This is a genomic window from Lunatimonas salinarum (genome assembly GCF_017811155.1).
GTDB classification, from domain to species: Bacteria; Bacteroidota; Bacteroidia; order Cytophagales; family Cyclobacteriaceae; genus Lunatimonas; species Lunatimonas salinarum.
On sequence record NZ_JACVCV010000001.1, the window covers coordinates 272829 to 294729 of the forward strand.

Here is a 21901-nt window from a genome sequence, read left to right on the forward strand (position 1 = left end):
TTCCTTTTGGTTTTGACGCAAACACACCCCTCCTCAAACGATAGGGAATCTAAGTATAAAATTAAGTATTATTTTCGAATATCCGTCACATATTATACGATTTTTTTTATTTGTAATTCGTTTTTATGTATATAAATATAAAAATAAAAAAGCAGAACTTATCAGGAACAAACCCTGTTAAGCATCCAAAGGTAAATTTTTGGCTCGCAGATGTCCACAAAACAAAGTCAAACAATCTTAATACTAATCTTAGGAGCACTAAGCACAATCAGTCCTTTTTCGGTGGACATGTACCTGCCAGCTTTCCCCTCCATAGCCAAGTCGCTTGATACAACGATATCCGACGTGCAGCTTTCTCTAACAAGCTATTTGATTGGCATCGCCATAGGCCAGCTGTTTTACGGACCACTTTTGGATCGATACGGAAGAAAGAAACCGTTGTACGCTGGGATGGTAATATATGTGTTGGCTTCTCTGGGCTGCGCCATGGTGGAATCAGTTGAATCACTAATTTGGATGAGATTCCTGCAGGCTATAGGAGGGTGTGCCGGGATGGTTGCTGCACAGGCTTTGGTGAGAGATCTATTTCCGGTAAACAAAATCGCCCAAGCTTTTGCACTTCTTACGTTAGTGATAGCTGTTTCTCCGATGATCGCTCCTACCATTGGGGGATACTTGGCCACAAAAATGGATTGGCATTACCTATTTATTGTGCTTGCGGCCATCACAACGGCAATTTTGTTTCTTTCATTGGTCTACTTGCCGGATGGCGCCTCACCGGATCAACAAATTTCGTTGAAACCAATGGAAGTAATAAGAAAATATATCTTTGTCCTTAAAAACAAACAGTTTCTCACCTATATCCTTGTGGGCGGCATCGCGGGCGCTGCACCCTTTGCCTACATAGGTGGTTCCTCGGACGTATTTATTAACCTCTATGGTCTGACAGAAACAGAGTACGGTTGGGTATTTGCTTTTCTGGCGACCGCCATGATCGGCTCTACTCAGCTAAACCATTTGTTGCTACGCAGATTCCGCAACCAGCAAATCGTGATCACAGCCCTCTCCTATCAACTGGTGGTAGGTGCCATTATCTTTTTGGGTATCTATTTGGATTGGTTTAACGTGCAGATGTTCATTCTTTCTCTTTTCGTTTTTTTGACCGGGCATGGACTCAGCATCCCTAACGCCGCCGCACTTTCGTTGAGTCCATTTAGTCAAAATGCGGGCAGCGCTTCCGCGATGATGGGATTTATGCGCATGGCCATGGGAGGTTTGGTCACCGGATTAGTCAGCCTATTTCACGACGGAACCGCCATCCCCATGGTTTTGATGATGTTCGTTTGCATTCTCTTGGGACTGGTAGTGCTTGCCTTTTACTACTCCAAAAAGCTCTTTTTAAGAAAGGAAACCGTAAGGGTAAAAACTTGGGCGTAGATGCATCGCATCCGGTATTTTCCCATAGCTTGATTTTGCAGGCATCATCCCGATTATTTCAATGGATTTCCCTACCTTTGCACTTTATTTTCCAAAACCCAGCCAGTATTACCCATGATTTCAGTAGATAATCTTACCCTTAAATTTGGCAAACGCACCCTTTTCGAAGAAGTAAATCTCAAGTTCACGCCCGGCAACTGTTATGGCGTAATCGGAGCCAACGGAGCCGGAAAATCCACTTTTTTGAAGATACTTACCGGGGAAATGGACAGCACTTCTGGCCAAGTCAACATCACTCCTGGGCAACGAATGGCTGTATTGTCTCAAAACCACTTTGCCTTTGAGGAAGAAGATGTGCTCAAGACAGTCATCATGGGTCACCGAAAGCTTTTTAGTATCATGACTGAAAAGGATGCCATCTACCTAAAACCCGACTTCTCGGAAGCCGATGGAAACCGAGCCGCGGAACTAGAGGCTGAATTTGCAGAAATGGACGGTTGGAATGCGGAAAGCGATGCCGCTGCGCTTCTTTCGGGCTTGGGAGTAAGCGAAGACTTACATGGTAAGCTTATGAAAGAATTATCAGGAGATCAAAAAGTAAGGGTTTTATTGGCTCAAGCGCTTTTTGGAAACCCGGACATCCTGATACTCGATGAACCCACCAACGACCTGGATGCAGAAACCATCACCTGGTTGGAAGACTTCTTGGTAAACTTCAAAAATCTCGTCATAGTGGTTTCGCACGATAGGCACTTTTTGGATACCGTTTCCACTCACATTGTGGATATAGACTTCGGAAAAATCAATATCTTCACAGGAAACTATACTTTTTGGTATGAGTCGTCCCAACTTGCTGCTAAGCAAAAATCAGATCAAAACAAGAAAGCGGAAGATAAGCGCAAGGAATTGCAGGCCTTTATTGAGCGATTTTCTGCCAACGTCGCCAAATCCAAGCAAGCTACTGCCAGAAAAAAGATGCTGGAAAAGCTGAACGTAGAAGAGATTAAACCGTCGAGCAGAAAGTATCCTGGCATCATCTTCAAACCAGAACGGGAAGCTGGAGATCAATTGCTGCTTACCGAAGAACTGGGACTTCAATCCGAGGGCAAGGTATATTTCCGTGATGTCAATCTCATGGTAGACAAAGGGGACAAAATCGCGTTCATATCGCGCACCAAGCAAGCTGTAACCAAATTTTTTCAAACCATCATGGGCGAGGTTCCGACTCAGAAGGGCTCCTTTAAGTGGGGGGTAACCATCAACAAAGCCTACCTTCCAAACGATAACTCTGCATATTTCAATTCAGATTTAAAGTTGATCGATTGGCTTAGTCAGTATTCCGATAACCAAGAAGAGGCTTATGTTCGAACCTTTTTAGGAAGAATGCTTTTTACGGGCGAGGAATCTTTCAAGAAAGCCTCCGTATTGTCCGGGGGAGAAAAAGTGAGGTGCATGGTATCGAAAATGATGCTTCAAAACCCGAATTTCCTTGTCTTAGATGAACCTACAAATCACTTGGACCTGGAATCTATTCATGCGTTGAATAATGCGATTATAGACTTTAACGGAACAGTGCTTCTTTCTTCCTTTGACCATGCCTTTGTGCAGTCGGTAGCCAATAGGATCATCGAGTTTACCCCGGGAGGGACGATCGACCGAAGACTTCCCTATGAAGAATATTTGGAAAATCCTGAAATCCAAGCACTCCGAGAGACAATGTACGGAAAGAAATAACCTTTAGGGCAATTGCTAGCGGTATCTATAGGTCTATACCTGCTTTTCACCATTGCCATCGGTGCATGGGCTTCCAGAAAAGTAAACAGCGCCAATGACTTTATGCTGGCAGGCCAGCAATTGCCCTTGTTTCTGAGTACCTCGGCGTTATTTGCCACTTGGTTTGGCTCAGAGACCATCTTTGGTGCCTCTTCGGAATACTTGGAGCATGGTCTGTTAGGTGTCATAGAGGATCCGTTCGGTGGTGCGCTTTGTTTGGTGTTGTTCGGTTTATTTTATGTAAAACCCATCTACCGCATGCGGGTCAGTACCCTTGGGGATGTGTATGTACGACTGTTCGGTAAAAAGATCGGATTCATCGCATCGCTGTGTATGGTGCCCGCATTTTTCGGATACACGGCGGCGCAACTTGTGGCGCTGAGTCTGATCTTGGGGGCGGTAACCGGCGTTACCCTTATACCGGGAATCTTGATTAGTGTGGCCATTGTGGTTCTTTACACCTTTTTGGGTGGGATGTGGGCCATTTCTATTACCGATTTCATACAGACGTTGGTGATCATTGTTGGGCTTATCTGGGTGACCGTCGTAATTCTAGAGGAAGCCGGTGGCGTGAGCGATATATTGGCGGAAGCGCCACCCGAAAGCTTTAAGTTTTTTCCAGCACCTGATTTCTCATCCTGGGGAAGTTATTTTGGAGCTTGGGCCATTTTAGGGCTGGGAAGTATTCCCAGTCAGGACATTTATCAGCGGGTAATGGCTTCCAAGTCAGAGCGTGTTGCCAGGCGCTCTCTATACCTCGCTGCCGGTTGTTATCTAACCTTCGGATTGTTACCTTTACTCATTGCGCTTGGGGCAAAGACGCTTTATCCAGACATATACTTAGAAAATCCCCAAATGCTCTTGCCGCAGATGGTTCTGCAACATACCGGATTGGGTGTACAAATCATCTTCTTCGGTGCCCTCCTTTCTGCAATCATGAGTACTACAAGTTCTTCCCTACTAGCTCCCGCAGCCATCCTTTCGGAAAACATATTCAGGCAGTTTCTCCGGCCGTATTCAGACCGAAAGATGCTTTGGTTGTTGAGGTTAAACGTTATGGCGGTTGCCATCGTGGCGGTTTTTATGGCTACCTGGAAGGCAAATATTTATGAATTGGTGGCGGATGCTTCCATCTTGCTGTTGGTATCGCTTTTTGTACCACTCACCGCCGGGTTATATTGGAAAAAGGCCTCCAAACCTGGCGCTGTTCTTTCCATTTTCTTGGGCATGGGTTCTTACTTTATCTTAGATCAGTTTACCTTTGCAATCCCTTCATTCCTCTTGGCCACTGCATTTAGCGCATTGGGCATGGCGGTTGGGACCTACATCAAACCGAAAAATCCAAAATGCAATCCAATTATCCGGTAGTTCAGTTAAAAAAGGGCAAAGAAATCTCTCTACAGCGTAGACACCACTGGATTTTTTCCGGTGCCATCGCCAAAATAGACGGGGGACTATCTGCCGGTGATCTGGTAGAAGTGGTGGATGAAAAAGGAAAGTTTCTTGCGATAGGCTTTTTCGGCGAAGGATCCATCGCGGTGCGAATCGCGGCATTTGAACAAAGTCCCCTGGATACTTCTTTCTGGATCCGATTGCTTAAAAAGGCCCACCGGCTTCGGCAGCTACTTGGCCTAACCGACAATCCGGACACGAACGTATACCGCCTTTTTCACGCTGAGGGAGACCTAATGCCCGGATTGATCATTGACTTTTACAATGGAACGGCGGTGGTACAGGCGCACCACGAAGGTATTCATCGGCATCTAGTAGAAATTACGTCGGCTCTGCAATCCATCTATGGAGAGAAACTGAAGGCGGTATACGACAAGAGTAAGGCCACGCTTCCTAACGCCATTGCCGTTACAGACGGTTTCGTTTTTGGGGCTCCCGAAACGCAACAAGTCAGCGAATATGGTAACTTCTTTGAAATTGACTGGGAAAAAGGACAAAAAACCGGATTCTTTATCGATCAGCGAGAAAACCGTCAACTCCTCGGAAGGTATTCCGCAGGCAAAAAGGTACTGAACACTTTTTGTTACTCGGGAGGTTTTTCGGTTTACGCCTTGAGTCAGGGTGCTAAAGAAGTCCACTCGGTAGACATCTCTGCAGCAGCAATTGCCCTAACGGATCAAAATGTAGCCATTAACCGCCTTGCCGGTGACCGACATAAGAGTGTTGCGGCGGATGTAATGCACTATCTAAAAGAGGTAAGCCAAGACTTTGAAATAATCGTATTGGACCCCCCTGCATTTGCCAAACATGTCCGTAGCCGCCATCAAGCGGTACAGGCATACAAGCGGATCAATAGTATGGCTATCAAGAACATCCGTCCGGGGGGTCTTTTATTTACCTTTTCCTGTTCCCAAGTGGTGGACATGTCGCTCTTTACCCACACCATTACCGCCGCAGCCCTGGAAGCCAACCGACAAGTTAAAATCATCCACCAACTCACGCAGCCTGGTGACCATCCGGTCAATATCTTTCATCAGGAAACCGCCTACTTGAAAGGGCTGGTACTCTATGTGGTCTGATGACACCAAAAGAAAAGCAAGACAGCTCCTTAGCTACAAGGGCATCGTTATAGATAAACAAGACAATGGTTCCAATTGAAAATCAGTATTTTCTACCTCTCCAGCCATTTCCCCAAGTATTCCTGACGTTCTTGGGTTGTTCGGGTAACGATTCGCTGCGCAGCACCTGTGGCTGGGCTGGGAAGCGCCTCGAGCTGTACCCCTTCACCGGCTGGGAACTCTGAAGAAAGAATCAATGGCTTACGGTCAGACAAGTAATTTAAAAGCTGTGGCAAGTCATACGCTTTGCCAGAATACGGAACGGTATAGGCTGTCATGGAAGGGTCATATTGAGGATCTTTCACCAACTCCTGAAAGGAAATTAGTGGATTTACCAACGCGATTTTTGAAATATTGGCATTAAATGCCGCTGCATGAAGCAAGACCGAACTCATGGCACCTTTGGCTAGGCCACGAATCTCAGTAGCCTTTTCTTTTTCCTGAAGGACGCTTACCAAGCGGTTGGCATCGCCGGCGTGTATGCCGACAATACTCCTGCCTATCAGAATACTTCCAAACCACAAATTATAAGAATGCCCTTCAAAATTGGAATCTCCGGTAAATCCCCCTTGTCCCATTTCTCCGACATTCAGCAGATCCGGGGCCAATACCATTGCACCCCCCCGCACCAAAGCCTCCATATCACCCTGAATTGCCGCATCTGTACCTTTACCGGACGGATCCAGGTATAAAACAGCCTTGGTGGTTGCTTGATTTGGCTTCAAAAGCAGGTAGGGAATCCAATAGTCTCCTTCTCCCTTCATCAGGTGCTTCTCAACAGAATATCCATCTCGCTGAAATCTCCCAACCATCATCGACTCCGCGGGATGTTTCGGTGCCACGTATCCCGAAAGATCCTGGGCTGTGTTCACCAGGTCATTTGGCAGGTCGGGCAACACTGCGAGTACACGCTGATTAAGATCAACTACACGTTTTCCCTTATAAGTTGTGAGCACCTGGCCGGTCCGCGTGACCTGAAGGTCTTCCACAGAAAGGGTATCCACCGGTTCATCCCTGGAATGTCCTGGCAACCGAAGGTGACGCTGAAAAAAAGCATACATAGCCTCTCTGTTTTTTGGCGTAGAGGCATGTGGGGCATCGTCCTCAACCATCTCAAACTGTCCTTCGGCTCCATAGCTTTGATACACTTTCTGGATCTGAGAGGCTGCCTCTCTTGCCCCTTCGATATTGAATATATCCCGTGTGGTGGTGATCATCAAGTTGGGCTTCGGTGCACGGACTATCAACAAGTCCGGCTGATCCAACCCCTGCTGTATGCCCCTGTAAAAATTCTGTTCGGCATCCTGAGGTCCATGGGTAAGCCACAAACGCTTGAAATTGGTAATGTAGTTTTCCGGGGCCGATGCGTATATTCGTTCGTCAAATGCCGCAATGTACGAAGACTGTGTGCCTCCGCCCGATCTCCCCGTAATGCCTATGCGTGAGGCGTCAACTTCCTTACGCGTGAGCAAATAATCCACCGCTCGAATGCCATCCCATATCATGTAGGTCGCTTGAGAGGTACCGGCAATAAACGCCTGCGCTCCTGGGTAAGAATGCTGCTTGGTAGGTCCTCCGATGGTGGATTCGTTTGTCACAGGGTCGAAATATTCCAGCCGCTCCCCTTGGCCTACCGGATCAAACGCAAATACAATAAACCCTTTGGCAACCAGGTTCAATATCATGTGCTGATAGGTTGCGCTTCGGTAGGCCTCTGCCGCATGACCACTGCAGAATAGGATGGCCGGGGCTTTACCCCGTAACCCATTGGGAATAAACAGTGTGGACGTTACATAAAAACCGGGCTGTGATTCAAACACCACATGCTCCAACGAAAATTTTTCCTTTTCAATCCGGCGGGTGATTCGCGGATTTAGCGGCGTCTTTTCAGGAAATGGCCCGACAACATCCAAAAGCGTCCTTTTGGTCCACTCTTGTCGCGCCTTCCACTGATCCAGGGATCCAATGGCTGCAATCGCTGCATCTCGCTTATCCAATTGGGAAAACGCCTGTACCGTCAAATGCTTATAAAGCGCATTGGGCCCATCCTTGAAGTTAACCCAATGGGGCTGGATAACCTTTAAATCCTCCTGGGCCGATAAGATACCGGGAATCTGTAAAACGAGTAAAAACATACTAACCGTGATACGAAAGCGCCTATTCAGAGCCATTTTACTACCGGCCAAGCTCATTTTTTGGCTAGAGAAACCAACACGCAATCTATCAATGCTCCGCATCAGACTCCAGTTAGGGAAGTGTGAAAGCTCTTTTATACATTTGTCAGTACGTTGGATATCTGAAGAATCAGTGAAGGGCATAACGCTTGTAAATTTGCCTGAATAGGTGTGTTTGCTAGGTTCTTCTTTTTTCATCGGATAGGTACTTCAATAATCCTACTTGTATCAATTCCTAAAATGTCAACCAATCGCCAAAATGCTAGCAGTACGTCGAAAGGCCCCACATGCATAAGCCTGGCTGATTTTTGACTTTGCAATGCACCATACCCTTCAATGCGTTTGGTTTGGTGTCGGTGCCCACCTTTCCCTGGGAGACAATATTTTAAAACGATCAGAAAAATTCATTCATTTACTTATGCCTCGTTCAAAGGTAGTATTTTTTACCGTTATTTTTTACCGGACCTGATTGTTCTTCTCCTCGAGACTACAAGTAAACAGGCGCAAAAATTTCATCCCTATGTTACACTAAAAAGCTTACCCACTGTGTGTTGGAAAAAACACAAAGGGGTAAGCTTTCGTTGGGACTAGTCGACCTTTCAGACTTGATCCGGAACCACATAAGGTGGTCTGCTAGGCCTGGAAAGCATGGTATCCGCCTCTGAATCATTGGCAAATTTCTCATACTCGCCCATAAAGTTTAATCCCCTACCTAATCTGTAGGAAATATTTGCCATTAGGGGCAATGCAGAAGAATAGTGTCCTTCCCTTATGTCACAATTAAGCGCATATCGGTCATGTTTGCGCACAGCATCCAGGAAGTTAGCATAATGCTCTGAACCGCCAGGGGCGGCCATGAGATTAGATCCGCCTCCTGCTTGGGGTTGTGCCTTTTCTGACTGGGCAAAGGGTTCTTTCTCATCTTTTCGAAATGCCTTCCAAGTACTCCCGTTTAGCTCCAAATAACCGTCCGTGCCATAGAAAACATTTCCGATGTGGGTATCCAAGCTGGATTCCCCGTTGGTATATCTACCCCTTGTTTCAAACTCCAATACTTTGCCATCTGCATACTTGAAGATGGAGGTCTGGGTATTGGGGGTTTCCTGTGAACATTCCGAAGGGGAAATGCCGTATATACCACCGGTGGAGTAAACCGATATGGGATGTTCATTTTTGTTTAGTCCCCAGCGAGCCACATCAAATTGATGCGGACCTTGATTTCCGGTATCTCCGTTTCCGGTATCCCAATGCCAGTGCCAATTATAGTGTCCTCGTTTTTCATTATAGGCCCGATAGGGTGCAGGGCCTAACCACAAGTCGTAATGCAGGCCTGCAGGTGGCATGGAATCCTTGGCAATACCGAAGGAATGGCGCGGCTTGTAACAGAGGCCTCTTGCCATGTACACCTCACCGATTCCGCCCTCGTGCAAAAACTTCATCGCCTGCATGACGTTGGCAATGGATCGGTTTTGGAAACCCGTCTGCATCACCACGTTGTATTTTCTGGCTGCTTCGATCATCTTACGCCCCTCAAATATATTGTGGCTGGCAGGCTTCTCCACATAGACGTGTTTACCTGCCTGCGCAGCCCAAATAGCTCCTAAGGCATGCCAATGGTTTGGGGTAGCAAACGAAACCGCATGAATCTCTTTGTCCTCAAATACTTTTCGCATGTCATAAGCCGTACCTGGCTTGTCTCCTGTCTGATCCTGAACTAACTTGACTTTTTGCGCCCAAGTATTTTCATCGACATCGCAAAGCGTTTTAATAACTACATTGCGACTATCTTTTAGCTTACAGAATTGATTGATGTGGTTGGTTCCCTGGCCCCTGATTCCGATTACGGACAGATGCATACGGTCATTGGCTCCCATGATATTACCATAGGATTTGGCACTCATGGTCATTCCCGCCACGGCAATCCCTGCACTCCCCATTAAACTCTTCTTAATAAATTCTCGTCTTTCTGTCATGTTACATTGTATGGTTACTTGGTTATGAAATTCAGTTACTCGCAGGAATTTTAAAGCTTGCTGACCATTTGGTCAAAAAGCTGCTTTTCCTTTTGCAACGCTGCGATTTTATCAGATGGATTGCTATGCGCCTCCAAGAGAATCCAACCCTCATAATTTGCGCCGCTGAGCAACCCGAACAAATCCTGAAACGGATAGTTGGTTTCACTGAAGGCCCGGCAATGGGTGGTATCACCGATCCATTGCTTTACCATGTTAAAGTTAGCTGTCAAGCCGGGCTCCTTCAGGTCGGTGTCATTGCTGTTCCAGCAGATCACCACATTCTTTTCAGTCACTTGGTCAAATATTTCCTTCATTACCGGAAGTTCTTGTGTGATACGACCATGAACTTCCACTCGGATCAACTGACCGTAATCTTGCGCAAATTTCCCAACTTCGTTAAAAGAGGCAGCAATTTGTGCAATGGTTTTTTCTCTCGCTACGCCTTCCGGAAGGGTATTGGGCTTCACCTTGATTCCAGAGGCACCTATGTCCTTACATAGTTTGATGTATTCCTTCGTTCCCTCTATATTTTTACGCAATACGGCGGGTTCAGGACTGTGGTATTCGTAGTTGCTTCCATAGCCCAAACAAGTCACCGGACTATCCTTAAAGCGCTTCTTCACCTCCTTGCGCGCTTTCTTGGACAGGCTGATTTCCACACCATGGGCATGCTCGGTTCTCAGTTCCACCGCGCCATAGCCAGTTTTCTCACACGCAGCGATCAATTCGGGCAAGGTCATATCCTTACCCCATTGGTAGGTAACCAAGCCCAATTTCAAAGGAGCCCTGCGCGCGTACACCGGCTGTATAGACGCTGCACCCAGTAGTCCAACTGCGATACCGGAGGCCAACCCCCGTTTTACAAATTCCCGTCTGTCTAACAATTGTTTCATTTTTGGTTATTTTGGTTTCAAGCATTGATTAGTTCAATCGGGCTTTGGAAATCCTACTTCCATACTACCCCATCGTTGTGTTTTATACCATTGGGAGGGAAAGAAATTTCACCGCTAAACACATACAGATCCTGTTGATCCTCCAGCGTAACGGCACTCTCGTTGAGAGTGCCATCGGCATGTAATGCCTTGCTGAGGTCCAACCCCAAATGTTTGGCCAGAAAGGGATATACGGCTTGACGCTTCTTCTCGTCGTATCCGTGCTGGTCTTCCGGTATGTGGACGTTCTCAACAGAAGTAGTACTCCCCATTAGGGAATAGATATGCTGCAAATGCGGGTATTCTACCTCCGGGTTATTTTTTGTCCAATCTCCACCTACTGAAACCAATAGCATGGGTCTTGGCGCTGCCAGGCCCGCAATCTCCACGTTGTTGGTCTGGAAATTTTTTGCCCTGTGAATCTGCATCCCGCTCTCACATACACAACCCCCAAAGAAGTGGGCCGACACCATGACCACCGGTACGGATACGCTGACACGGTCATCCACCGCGGCTAATAAAAAGGACTGGGTACCACCACCCGAAGCACCTGTCACAGCAATTCGCTCTGGATCCGCTCCTAATTCCAACAAAAAGTCCACACCTCGAATGCTATTCCAAAGCTGTTGCTTAAGGGCATCGGGATGCTTGTGTTCCCATCCGATCTCTTCCATTTCAGCATACCCTACGGCATCGTATGCCCAAACCATCGCTCCCATTCTGGCCATACTGGCAAACCGCTTTTGCGCATCAGCCCGATACCTGCCTACATCACCCGGCTGACCCCAATGCCCATGCGGGCTGAGAATTCCCGGTAAACTCCCCGTAGCACCGGAGGGCTGATACAAGCTACCGGTCACAAACACCCCTGGCAAACTCTCAAAAGCCACGTTTTGCACAGTATATCCGTCAAATTGCCGCTTTTCTCCAAAAATGGCATTAAGCGGGTTCTTCTTGGGTGCTTTATCCAAGCCGGTTCCCTTAAGGATTTGGCGACGAATGGCATTGGCTCGCTTTTCCCAAGCTTCCTTATTTAGGTAGGTTTGCTTCATCTTTAGCAGAAAAGCAGCCCCCTCCTCCTCCGTCCAATGGTTTCCCACACAGAGCATGGTTTGATCTACCGGCTTCCGCTGCGCATGTAGGGATGAAGACATCGCGGCGAACATCAAGCAGGTAAGTACTGTCAGGTAAAATGGTTGGTGGTGACTTTTAGCTATCATGGGTGTATTGTTAGTAGCAATTTATGCATCATTTGAGCCATTTATCGAACCAATCGAACGCTTCCTGCTGCATAGCCTTGTCAAATTTATGTGGACCTGGATAGTACGAACAACGGTACTTGTCAGATGCCCCTGCTTTGTCAAAGACCTCTGCGAGGATGTTATCGGCCCTTTCCATTTCAGGCATGGTATATAGCGCATCGTCTATGTCGTTCAGCACCAACGTGGGATTTGGTGCACGCAAACCCAATATCTCCGGAAAATCCAGCTCTTGCGGCAATATGGGCACATAGGCCATCCAGGTATGGGTAAATGACTTATGCAACAAGAAGTCCGTCCACGTGCTCATAAATCCCACACAAACCGCACAGCTAATCCGGGGATCCAGACCACCGGTCATTACCGTCCGAAGTCCGCCTCCGGAAAGACCCGCACAGCCGATCTTTGAGGTATCCACATCCTGACGGGAACAAAGCACATCCAATGCCGCCCGGTCCTCCGCAAGGAAGACGCCCGGCCAGGTGGTACCGGCACAAAAAAGGGATTTGGCCATTACATGTTCGTGGTTGCCTGCCCAAGTATTGTACGCTTCAATATTCTTGGGGTCTTCCGGGTTCTCATCCGTAAGTCCGTGGCGCTGCCGCTCTGGGACATCGGAAAGCATCACCCTGCGACTGGCAAAGGTAAAAGCATCTGCTACCAATACTACATAGCCTCGCTTTGCGATTTCATTGGCCCAGGCTGTACCCTCATAATAATGATCCTGATGGGCGACCATCAGTTCGTGTGGATTGTCACTGGTACGGGTGATTTTACGCAGGCCAAAATACTTGTTGCCGCCGTGACAGTGAAGCCCAAGGATAGCAGGGAGTTTCCCCGTTGCTCCTAGTGGCTTCAGTACTACCGCTTTGGTAGGGTTGCCATAAGGTAACTGCCAACTAACCTCTTCCACCTGTAACCCATCGTAGGAGTAGGTACGGTGCACGGTAACCTGAGGGGTAGGACCCAGATCGGGAATACCCAAACGGTCTTTCACCTTCTCCAGCGCCTGCTGCTTCCATGCGTCGAGGTCAGTAAATTGCCTGTTTCTAAAAGAAAGCCTCGGAAGCCCCTCTAAATGGAGCGAATTGGCCCAAGATCCGTAACCACCTATTAAATTTTCCATGAGCGCTTGTCGGTTATCGAGTTGAATGCGTTGGCCTTCCATGGACCAAACCGGCCCAGTAGCCAACGCCATGCCAGCAAGTCCAGTGGTTTTCAGAAAATCTCTTCGGTTTCGTTTCACGTGATTGTCGCTATTGGGTGGAATTCGTTATTTTTTCGCCATTTCCAACGCCGAGGTGGTCACATAGTACTTGGCGATCATGTTAGGCACCTCCCAATCAGGCAACTCACCCGCTACGAGGTACTCTAGGTATTTTTCGGTTACTTCACGGAAATGGTCTTCATGGCTCGTACGGAATGCCTCGGGGATTTCCACCCTCCATGCATTTGCATCCGTGACTTTCACTACGCCGAGTCCCGGAAATTTCCCACTAAGCTTTTGTACCGCCGCAAAGAGCTGATCCTGATATTCTTTTAACCCGGTGGAAGAAAGAGGCTCTATGTACAGCTCCGGCCTGTAGTTTTCTTTTTTATCCTGCCGGATCACCAAGTTGGCCTTGGTGCCGCGCATAATGGAATAATGCGTGTCGGCAGAGCCCTCGGGAGCCACGTAGTTCCAGATAACAGAAACCTTGGCATGTACACCATTGATTTTGTAGTTGATTTCTCCATTTCCATATACCTTTAAAATACCGTCTTCGATATAGGGGGCCAAATAATCCGGAAACTCTTGCAATCCAGTAGAACGGGTAAACTCTTCCAAGGTCAGGTCGGTAGGCCATCGTGTGGCATTGATCAACTCAATATCGGTCGTATAATCAATGATTTTTCCGGGAAAACATTCCCACTGCACCAAGTCCACCAAATGCGTGGTCACATCCACAATTCCCTCTCCCTGTTGCGTCACATCGTAAAACCAACCCGGTCTTTGGAGTGGCTTACCAGATACCGTCTTATAAAAATGGTGAACACTTTCTTTGGTCACCGCGGGTTCTTCGACGGTACCGTTTTGCAGGGTCCCAAATACTTCTTCAACCAGGCTGAACTCTTTCTGTAGGATGGTGCTGATTTCAAACCGTTCTGTCATGATGTCAAAAAGCAGTACATCGTTTTTTTCGGCAACCTCAAACGCTTCCTTCAGCACCGCAAATCCCGCGGGATCAATGGCCATTGGCTTATCCGCCAACACATGAAATCCTCCCTTTACGGCAGCCAGCAGGTTTTTGGTCTTGTTTCGGTTGTTTCCGGCCGTCACCATCACGTTACCCTTCTTTTCTGCGACCATCTTTTCCAAAAAATCATCCCCTGCATACACCTCCATCTGCCAGTCGGTGGGATCCTCCGCACGGGTATTGTAAGACTCAATCGCCGCTAGATAAGCCTGAAGGTCCGGTCCCGCAGGAGCATAGACATGTACTTTGGGGTCAACCTGCGGGTAAGTAGCCTTTTTCACCAGGTGGGCATGAAAGTGCCCCGGATCCAAAGTGACCAATTTGATCTCATTCTCTTTTCCTTCAAATTTGGTTTGGGTAGTTGTTTCCATTTTAGTTTCACTCGAGCAGGAAAGGGTTAAAAATAAGGAAGAAAGGCAAACGCCTGTCAAAAACCTAGACGATACATTCATAGAAATTGGTGATTTATTTGGTATTAATTTGAAAATTAGGATTTAATGAGCTGATTTCAAAGGCCTAGGATGAAACCCACATGGCTCTCCGGTCTTTCTTGGGAATAAATATAGAGAAAGAAAAAGAAGAATAAAACAGAATTGTGCGCAATCGATTGCATTTAATGGATTAAATTCCTAATATTCCCAAAAATAGCCGTTTTACTCCCGCAATTCAATGAGTAAAAAAGACAAAGCCACCATCCACGACATCGCCAACAAATTGGGCATTACTGCATCCACGGTCTCCCGGGCGCTGAACAACCACCCGAGGATCAGTGCCCGCACCAAAGAACTTGTGCACGAAGCGGCTAAAGAAATCAACTACAAACCAAATTCCTTTGCGGTGGCCCTACGAAACGGACGAAGCCGGCTCATCGGAATTATTATACCTACGGTAAACAGAAACTTTTTCTCCTCCATCGTAAGGGGTATTGAAGAATACGCCAACCAACACGACTACCGGGTCGTCATCACCCAATCATACGACAATTACGAAAAAGAGAAGCAAACCGTCAATGCCCTGATCGATGCGCAAGTAGACGGCATCATGGTGTCCCTGGGAAAGAATACCACGGCCTTAACACATTTTAAAAAGGCGATTGAAAGGGGTATCCCCCTTGTATTTTTCGACAGGGTGGCGGAAGAGCTTCCGGTCAGTCAGGTAGTCATCGACGATTTTCAGGCAGCGTTTCAGATGACAGAACATCTGATACAGCAAGGATACCGTAGAATAGCCCATTTCAACAGTCCCATGAAAATCAACATCTTTCAAGAAAGGCTGAGAGGTTATCGGCAGGCACTGGAAAACTATGGCCTAAAGGTAGATCCTGAACTTATCCTTTACAGTAACCTACAGTTGGAAGACGGCCGCGAAAGTGTCGCCTCCCTGCTAAACCAAGGAATTCCCTTCGATGCGATCTTTTCTGCGTCCGACTATTCCATCGTAGGCGCCCTGCAAGAACTCAAAAAAAACGGTATAAAGGTCCCGGAAGCGGTCGGTTTGGCCGGGTTTGGTAACGAACCCTTCACGGAATTTACCGACCCTCCGCTTTCTACGGTGGACCAAGTGAGTATTCCGATGGGACAATCTGTTGCCAAAATGTTCTTTGACCTCCTGGAAAGTGAAGAAAAGTCCCTTCCTATTCAAAAGGTGATGCTCCGCCCGAAGGTGATTTTCCGAAAATCTACACAAAAAATAGCCTCAAACCCTGTTGCCAAAATTGCTCCGGCAACTCCCTTTTGAACGAACCTCCCGATGCAAAAATTGAATAGAACAACTGCCGCCGTCACCATTGTGCGACCGATAAAAATCCTCCAGTTCGGTACCGGAAATTTTTTACGGGGATTCACCGATTGGATGGTAGACCTCATGAACGAAAAAGTTGGTTTCAACGCAGCGATTCAGCTAGTACAGGTACACGGCAAACGCCCGGCCACGGACATAGCCGACCAAGAGGGGCTTTACCACGTGATTACACGAGGATTTCAGCAGGGTCAAACGATTGATGAAAGCCGTTTGGTCACCTGCGTCCATGGTGCCACCAATCCTTACCTGGACTATGCGGGGTTTTTGGCATTGGGACTCAACCCCGATCTAACCTGGATCGTGTCCAATACCACCGAGGCGGGGATATTCGTGGATAAATCCGACAAAAATCCTGAACAAACCCCCAACAGCTTTCCCGGAAAACTGACGGCATTGCTCTACCATCGGTTTTCCGCAAACCATGATTTGATGACACCTGATCTCCATATACTGCCCTGCGAGCTGATTGAGGGCAACGGAGAGAAGCTGAAAAGTTGTGTGTTGGAGTATGCCGCACTTTGGAAACTACCCGAGACCTTCACCGCGTGGCACGAGGAGTGCGTGCATTACTACAATACGTTGGTAGACCGGATTGTCCCCGGTTATCCCACCGATGAAGCGGCCGAGATCCAGAAGCGACTTGGGTTCCAGGACGAGCTCATGGTAGTGGCAGAACCCTTTCATTTTTGGGCTATCGAGGGCCCGGAAAGTCTTAAGGAAATCTTCCCCGCAGAAAAGACCGGTTTGAATGTGCTGATAGTGCCGGACCTCACTCCGTACCGCACTCGAAAAGTCCGCATTCTAAACGGTGCCCATACCACCTTTGCCCCTCTCGCATACCTGCAAGGCCTCCGCATCGTCAAAGAAGCCGTGGATGACCCGACCATGGGAGCCTTTCTGAAAAGTGCCCTTTACGAGGAAATCATCCCCTCCATGGATAGGTCCCCCGAAGAGTTGATCCCCTTTGCCGAGGCGGTCATGGACCGGTTTAAAAACCCCTTTATCCGCCACCAATTGAGTGCCATCGCATTGAATTCCATTTCCAAATTCCGTGTACGTGTACTGCCCTCCCTGCTGGGGTATATCCGAAAAAAAGAATCCCTGCCTCCACTTCTGACCCGGTCATTGGCCGCCTTGTTGGTCTTTTACCGGGGCAGGTATAAAGGACAGCAACTGCCTGTAAATGATACGGAAGAAGTCATGAAATACTTTTCAGACGCTTGGCGCAGCGATGATGCCTATGAAGTAGTCCCGGAAGCACTGGCCAGGATTTCCTTTTGGGGTCAAGACCTGAACCAATACCCCGGGCTATCCGATGTGGTCATTCGGGAGGTTAAGGCATTGCTTGGAGAGGAGTTGGAGAGGAGGGCTTAACCGGCTAAACTGTAGGAATGCATCGGAATTCACCTTGCCCAACGGGGGCAAGCCGTGGAAGTACCTGTTGATCCCCCATGACGAGGTCATGTTGAGCAGTAGTTTTGTGTATTTTTCTGGGAGTTTTAAAGAAAATTAGGGAACACCTATCTGTTGAAAAAGCGATTTCTCCTCTTGATCATCTATCTGGCCTTTATCAGCCTAGGCCTCCCCGACTCCCTGCTTGGATCGGCATGGCCCGCCATGTTTGCATACCTGAGGGTACCGGTTGACTATGCGGGAATCATTTCCATGATCGTCGCAGCGGGGACCGTAATCTCCAGCCTTTTCAGCGGAAAGGTCATCAATCGTTTCGGTGTACCGCTGATTACCACTATCAGTGTATTTCTTACCGCGCTGGCATTGATGGGATTCGCTTTTTCCGGTCAGTTTTTATACCTCTGTCTGCTGGCTGTACCGCTGGGGCTCGGTGCAGGAAGTGTAGATGCCGCATTGAACAATTATGTGGCCCTCCACTACGAAGCGAGGCATATGAACTGGCTGCATAGTTTCTGGGGCGTTGGCGCGGCGGCAGGACCTATGATCATGGCGGCTTATCTGGCAAAAGGCGCTTCGTGGTCCAGTGGCTATGGTACGGTAGCTTGGATTCAACTGGTTTTGGTGTTCATCTTAGTGCTCTCGCTTCCGCTTTGGGTCAAAAGTCCGTCCAGCCATGATTCTAAACAGAAGACCGACGCAATCGCCCAGAATTCCCGCCTACTGGCCCTACCCGGGCTAAAGGAGGCTTTGGTGGTGTTCTTTTGCTATTGTACCGTAGAAGCTACCTTTGGACTTTGGGGGGCGAGCTACTTGGTACTTGAAAGGAGTTATGAACCCGATCAGGCCGCAAGGCTTACCTCCCTGTATTTTTTGGGTATCACCATAGGAAGGTTTTTATCCGGCTTTTTGACCGCCCATTTGACCAATCGGCAGCTGGTCTATGCCGGGCAAGGGGTGATCGGGATCGGCTTGGGATTGCTCTTCCTGCCGTTTGAAACTACGATTGTTCCCGGCTTCCTTTTGGTTGGGTTAGGCTGTGCACCGATTTTCCCGAGCTTGCTGCACGAAACTCCGGTCAATTTTGGAGAGAAAAACTCCCAAACCATCATGGGATTCCAAATGGCTAGTGCCTATGTGGGAATCACGCTCATGCCCTTCCTATTCGGCAAAATCGCCGTATATACCGGTTACCATTTTCTTTTGGGATTTTTGGTACTATTTCTGCTTTTGATTTTTGGAATGACACGGCGGATGGACCAAAAGGTGAAAATGGGAAAGTAGCCCATAAACCCACCCCCCCCCTTGATGAACTCAATACGAAACGAGTCCCACATTTTCCGTATATTTGGGTATGCAAGCAATCCATTATAGGCAACCCAAATCGAAAACAATCTCAGTATCTGTAACTTCAATTATCTGTGGATTTGCGTTTCGTATTTCCATAACAACAGGAATTAAGACCATTTCTTCAAACCAATCTTCATGCTTATCATTGACCTTAAAACCTTTGTAGTTTTTATCTCTACCATACAATGTAATGTACTTACCGTCATAAACCAATCTATACCCACCTGCAAAGTAATCAAAAATAGGTAGGCGTATAACGCGAGTTAGGCAAAATGCCTGTTCATTAAATCTATTTGACATCTTATATTAAAGATATAAAGTTTGTTATTTCAATTTAGCTTTAGGTACATCCACTTCGCCAAACCTAAACCCAATAGACCTCTCTACGATTGATTTCTATACAAAGAAATAGAATAGTACCTTGATAACAATAACGTAACCCTACTTGCTTAAAATACATACATTAAATACTGTAATAGTAATATTTAATTCGACCAAAACGAAAAAGATCCCGATCATCCCGACAGGCTCAATAAACTCAACTAGAAATGTCCAACTAGGATCCAGCGGTACCTAAAATAAATCCACCATTCACTGTTGTACCTGCATCAAAACTCTCATTAAAATTAACCAAAATCCCTCCGTTGATATTCATAAGTTCCATCTTGGGATCAACCCACTCTTTTTTACGTGCTTTGCTTACTGTTTTTTCGCTTTCCATAATAGTTTAATTTTGAAGAATACTACTTATTTAGTTGACCTAGCCAACGTTTTGGTAATGCCGCTCCGGTTTTTATCGAGCAGTGCGGTAGAATAGATGTTCGGTCTGAACGGTATCCTGCTGCCTTCGGGTTGTACTTCCCGGCTAGGGGTTTCGCCCGAGTGATACACCCCTCCCCGGCGATGCCCGCCCGCTGTCAGTGTTAAGGGGCGCCTGCCCAGCTTTAATGGATTATCCTTTTTCAGATATTTTATTCACAAAGACAAATAAAAACGATACACCGGAAAGGAAAATAATTCCCGCATATACAATTGGACTACAGGCAAAAAATCCCAGTAACATTAACATTACAAACCACCCTTTTTACCTCATTATCAATAAATTAAATACCATAAATATATTTGGGTTTGTCACTTTGAAAAAGGGCTGAAATGGGCGAAATGTAAATTTAAAAAAGTCTCATTCAAAACCTAGACAAAAAGTCATACAGATCCTGATCGCTGTGGGTTATATTTAATTTCCTTCTCAACCTGGTCTTGGCCATATTGAGGGTGGTTTTGCTTTGCCCGGTAAGTGCCGAAATTTCCCGGCTGTTCAAGTTTAGCCGAATTAACGCGCAAAGCCGCCGTTCGTTTGGCGTAAGGTCCGGAAAGGAATTCAACAGGTTATTGTAAAAATCTGTGTGCAAGTCCAAGAAGGACGTCTCGAATTCCGCAAGAATATTATCCTGATCAAGCTGACTCAATTCTCCGACAACGCTGCTGACTATTGCCTTTCCTTGCTTGGAAAATTCATTTCTATTCCCTACCAGTTTATCTACCGTGTCTTTGACGATGCGAAGTCTTTTGGTTTCGTAAAGTAATTTGGTCGTAAGTTGTTTGCTTTTTTCTTGGAGCTTTGCCTCTAAGAGCTGCTTTTCCTGTTCCTTTTGTTTGGAAACGAGCGTTAGCTGCATCTTTTCCAAGCTGACCCGCTGATATCTTTTACGAATATTGAAGTATAGAAAAAGAAGTATCCCCAAAATCAGAAGGCTTAACAGCAAGAATAAAAAAAGGCTCTTATAGCTCTTTTCTGATTCCTCCACTAACGCTTCCTTTTCCAGGGCATGCATTTCATCCAGGCTTTGGGTCAATAAGTTTTTCTCCGCCTTACTTTGGTTGATTTGCTTGAATAATTGCTCCTTCTCCTCCAGAAAAAACAACGCAGAATCAAGCCTACCCGACTCCTTGTACAAGTTGGCCAATAAATCACTACAATTGTGCTGCACCGCTAATATTTCTCCGACCGCCGCTAGTTGATTGCATTCTCTGCCATAACGGATAGCCAAAGGGATATTACCCATTTTTTGGTAGGTTTCCGCCATATAGCTGTAGCTGGTAGCCAAATCCGGAGAATTATTACTTTTAAATGCAATCTCTTCGGCAACCCCAAAAGCTTCGAGGGCTGCCTCGTAATTTTTCATTTGGAGGTAAACTAATCCGAGGTTATTGTAAAGGTACCCTAGATTCTTATTTTCGGGATCGAGTGTTCCGATTTCTTTAATTCCCGCTTCCAAAAAACTATACGCCCGCACCAGATCACCTTTTTCCCTGTAGATTATACCAAGATTATTGATGATCGCAGAAAGGGTCGGATAATCAGGTTCTGGAAGCTCCTTCAACATCTCCTCTACCTGAATAAAATATTCCTCGGCCGAGTCGTAATTCTCTAAGAATAAGTAATTGATTCCAATACCCAAAAGGGTACTGATCTGATCGATTTGGGGAAGGTCGACGGCTTCATTTAGGATTTCGTAACTTTTCACATAGTATTCAGAAGAAAGTTCCGCCAATCCCGCTGTAAAATAAACTCTACCATATTGATTGAAAACTTTGACTAAAAGGCCCGGTTTTTCCAATGAATCTGCATACCCCCTAGCCTGATCTACAAAATAAAGGGACTTCTTTAGATCTTTATTTTGAAAGGTACGGGATGAATCCAGAAAGGCAAAATAACGTTTCACCATCAACGAATCCTGTGAAACAGTGTCATCGTTAGCGGCATGGGCTAACCCGCTCACCGCTATTAAAAATATATATAATAATAATTTAATGTAAATCATATTTTTATACACTGATTTTTTTATTAATTGACCTAAAATAGTATTTACTTTTATTATTTCATACTTTTGGAATTTATAGAAAATAGAACAGTTCACCATTGGGGGGCAACTACTCTGACCCT

Annotated in this window: 16 protein-coding genes; 7 read left to right on the forward strand and 9 right to left on the reverse strand. The window is 46.6% G+C overall.

The genetic code is table 11. The annotated features are described in order from the left end of the window. Window positions 1–210: 210 nt before the first annotated feature. From IAQ59_RS01120 to IAQ59_RS01135, 4 genes are all read left to right on the forward strand, one after another. The gene (locus IAQ59_RS01120) at window positions 211–1437 is read left to right on the forward strand and encodes a multidrug effflux MFS transporter (RefSeq protein WP_209328916.1); all 1227 of its coding nucleotides are present in this window, start codon (window positions 211–213) and stop codon (window positions 1435–1437) included. Window positions 1438–1551: 114 nt separating this feature from the next. Then, window positions 1552–3171, forward strand: a complete 1620-nt coding sequence (locus IAQ59_RS01125; protein WP_209328917.1) for an ABC-F family ATP-binding cassette domain-containing protein — start codon at window positions 1552–1554, stop codon at window positions 3169–3171. Between the two features lie 12 nt (window positions 3172–3183). Further along, window positions 3184–4578: a high affinity choline transporter 1 gene (locus tag IAQ59_RS01130; protein ID WP_209328918.1), complete on the forward strand. Its 1395-nt coding sequence runs from the start codon at window positions 3184–3186 to the stop codon at window positions 4576–4578. Continuing rightward, window positions 4557–5741, forward strand: a complete 1185-nt coding sequence (locus IAQ59_RS01135; RefSeq protein WP_209328919.1) for a class I SAM-dependent rRNA methyltransferase — start codon at window positions 4557–4559, stop codon at window positions 5739–5741. Before IAQ59_RS01130 ends, IAQ59_RS01135 begins: the two co-directional genes overlap by 22 nt. 92 nt (window positions 5742–5833) lie before the next feature. Here IAQ59_RS01135 and IAQ59_RS01140 read toward each other — a convergent pair whose 3' ends face one another. From IAQ59_RS01140 to IAQ59_RS01165, 6 genes are all read right to left on the reverse strand, one after another. Further along, entirely contained in the window at window positions 5834–7915 is a 2082-nt protein-coding gene (locus IAQ59_RS01140) for an alpha/beta hydrolase family protein (protein WP_245189348.1), read from the reverse strand. 638 nt (window positions 7916–8553) lie between these two features. Then, window positions 8554–9927 (reverse strand): Gfo/Idh/MocA family protein, encoded by a 1374-nt coding sequence (locus IAQ59_RS01145; RefSeq protein WP_209328921.1) that lies wholly within the window; start codon window positions 9925–9927, stop codon window positions 8554–8556. A 50-nt stretch (window positions 9928–9977) separates the two neighbouring features. Continuing rightward, window positions 9978–10862 (reverse strand): sugar phosphate isomerase/epimerase family protein, encoded by an 885-nt coding sequence (locus IAQ59_RS01150; RefSeq protein ID WP_209328922.1) that lies wholly within the window; start codon window positions 10860–10862, stop codon window positions 9978–9980. 53 nt (window positions 10863–10915) lie between these two features. Beyond that, entirely contained in the window at window positions 10916–12121 is a 1206-nt protein-coding gene (locus IAQ59_RS01155; RefSeq protein WP_209328923.1) for an alpha/beta hydrolase family protein, read from the reverse strand. Window positions 12122–12149: 28 nt separating this feature from the next. Continuing rightward, window positions 12150–13406: a twin-arginine translocation signal domain-containing protein gene (locus IAQ59_RS01160; protein ID WP_209328924.1), complete on the reverse strand. Its 1257-nt coding sequence runs from the start codon at window positions 13404–13406 to the stop codon at window positions 12150–12152. A 27-nt stretch (window positions 13407–13433) separates the two neighbouring features. Beyond that, the gene (locus tag IAQ59_RS01165) at window positions 13434–14849 is read right to left on the reverse strand and encodes a putative oxidoreductase C-terminal domain-containing protein (protein WP_209328925.1); all 1416 of its coding nucleotides are present in this window, start codon (window positions 14847–14849) and stop codon (window positions 13434–13436) included. 217 nt (window positions 14850–15066) lie between these two features. On the opposite strand from IAQ59_RS01165, the gene IAQ59_RS01170 reads away from it, so the two are divergent. The 3 genes from IAQ59_RS01170 (at window position 15067) to IAQ59_RS01180 (ending at window position 18891) form a co-directional block, all read left to right on the forward strand. Then, on the forward strand, window positions 15067–16134 hold the full coding sequence (locus tag IAQ59_RS01170; RefSeq protein ID WP_209328926.1) for a LacI family DNA-binding transcriptional regulator: 1068 nt from the start codon (window positions 15067–15069) through the stop codon (window positions 16132–16134). Between the two features lie 12 nt (window positions 16135–16146). Next, the gene (locus IAQ59_RS01175; RefSeq protein ID WP_209328927.1) at window positions 16147–17571 is read left to right on the forward strand and encodes a tagaturonate reductase; all 1425 of its coding nucleotides are present in this window, start codon (window positions 16147–16149) and stop codon (window positions 17569–17571) included. Window positions 17572–17724: 153 nt separating this feature from the next. After that, window positions 17725–18891 carry an MFS transporter gene (locus IAQ59_RS01180; RefSeq protein ID WP_245189349.1) on the forward strand — a complete coding sequence of 389 codons (1167 nt, stop codon included), beginning with the start codon at window positions 17725–17727 and terminating at the stop codon, window positions 18889–18891. An 84-nt stretch (window positions 18892–18975) separates the two neighbouring features. Here IAQ59_RS01180 and IAQ59_RS01185 read toward each other — a convergent pair whose 3' ends face one another. The 3 genes from IAQ59_RS01185 to IAQ59_RS01195 form a co-directional block, all read right to left on the reverse strand. Then, a complete protein-coding gene (locus IAQ59_RS01185) occupies window positions 18976–19257 on the reverse strand; it encodes a hypothetical protein (RefSeq protein ID WP_209328928.1) in 282 nt (93 codons plus the stop codon). A 256-nt stretch (window positions 19258–19513) separates the two neighbouring features. Then, window positions 19514–19678 (reverse strand): hypothetical protein, encoded by a 165-nt coding sequence (locus tag IAQ59_RS01190; protein ID WP_209328929.1) that lies wholly within the window; start codon window positions 19676–19678, stop codon window positions 19514–19516. Window positions 19679–20141: 463 nt separating this feature from the next. Then, window positions 20142–21779 carry a tetratricopeptide repeat protein gene (locus IAQ59_RS01195; protein ID WP_209328930.1) on the reverse strand — a complete coding sequence of 546 codons (1638 nt, stop codon included), beginning with the start codon at window positions 21777–21779 and terminating at the stop codon, window positions 20142–20144. Window positions 21780–21901: the final 122 nt, after the last annotated feature.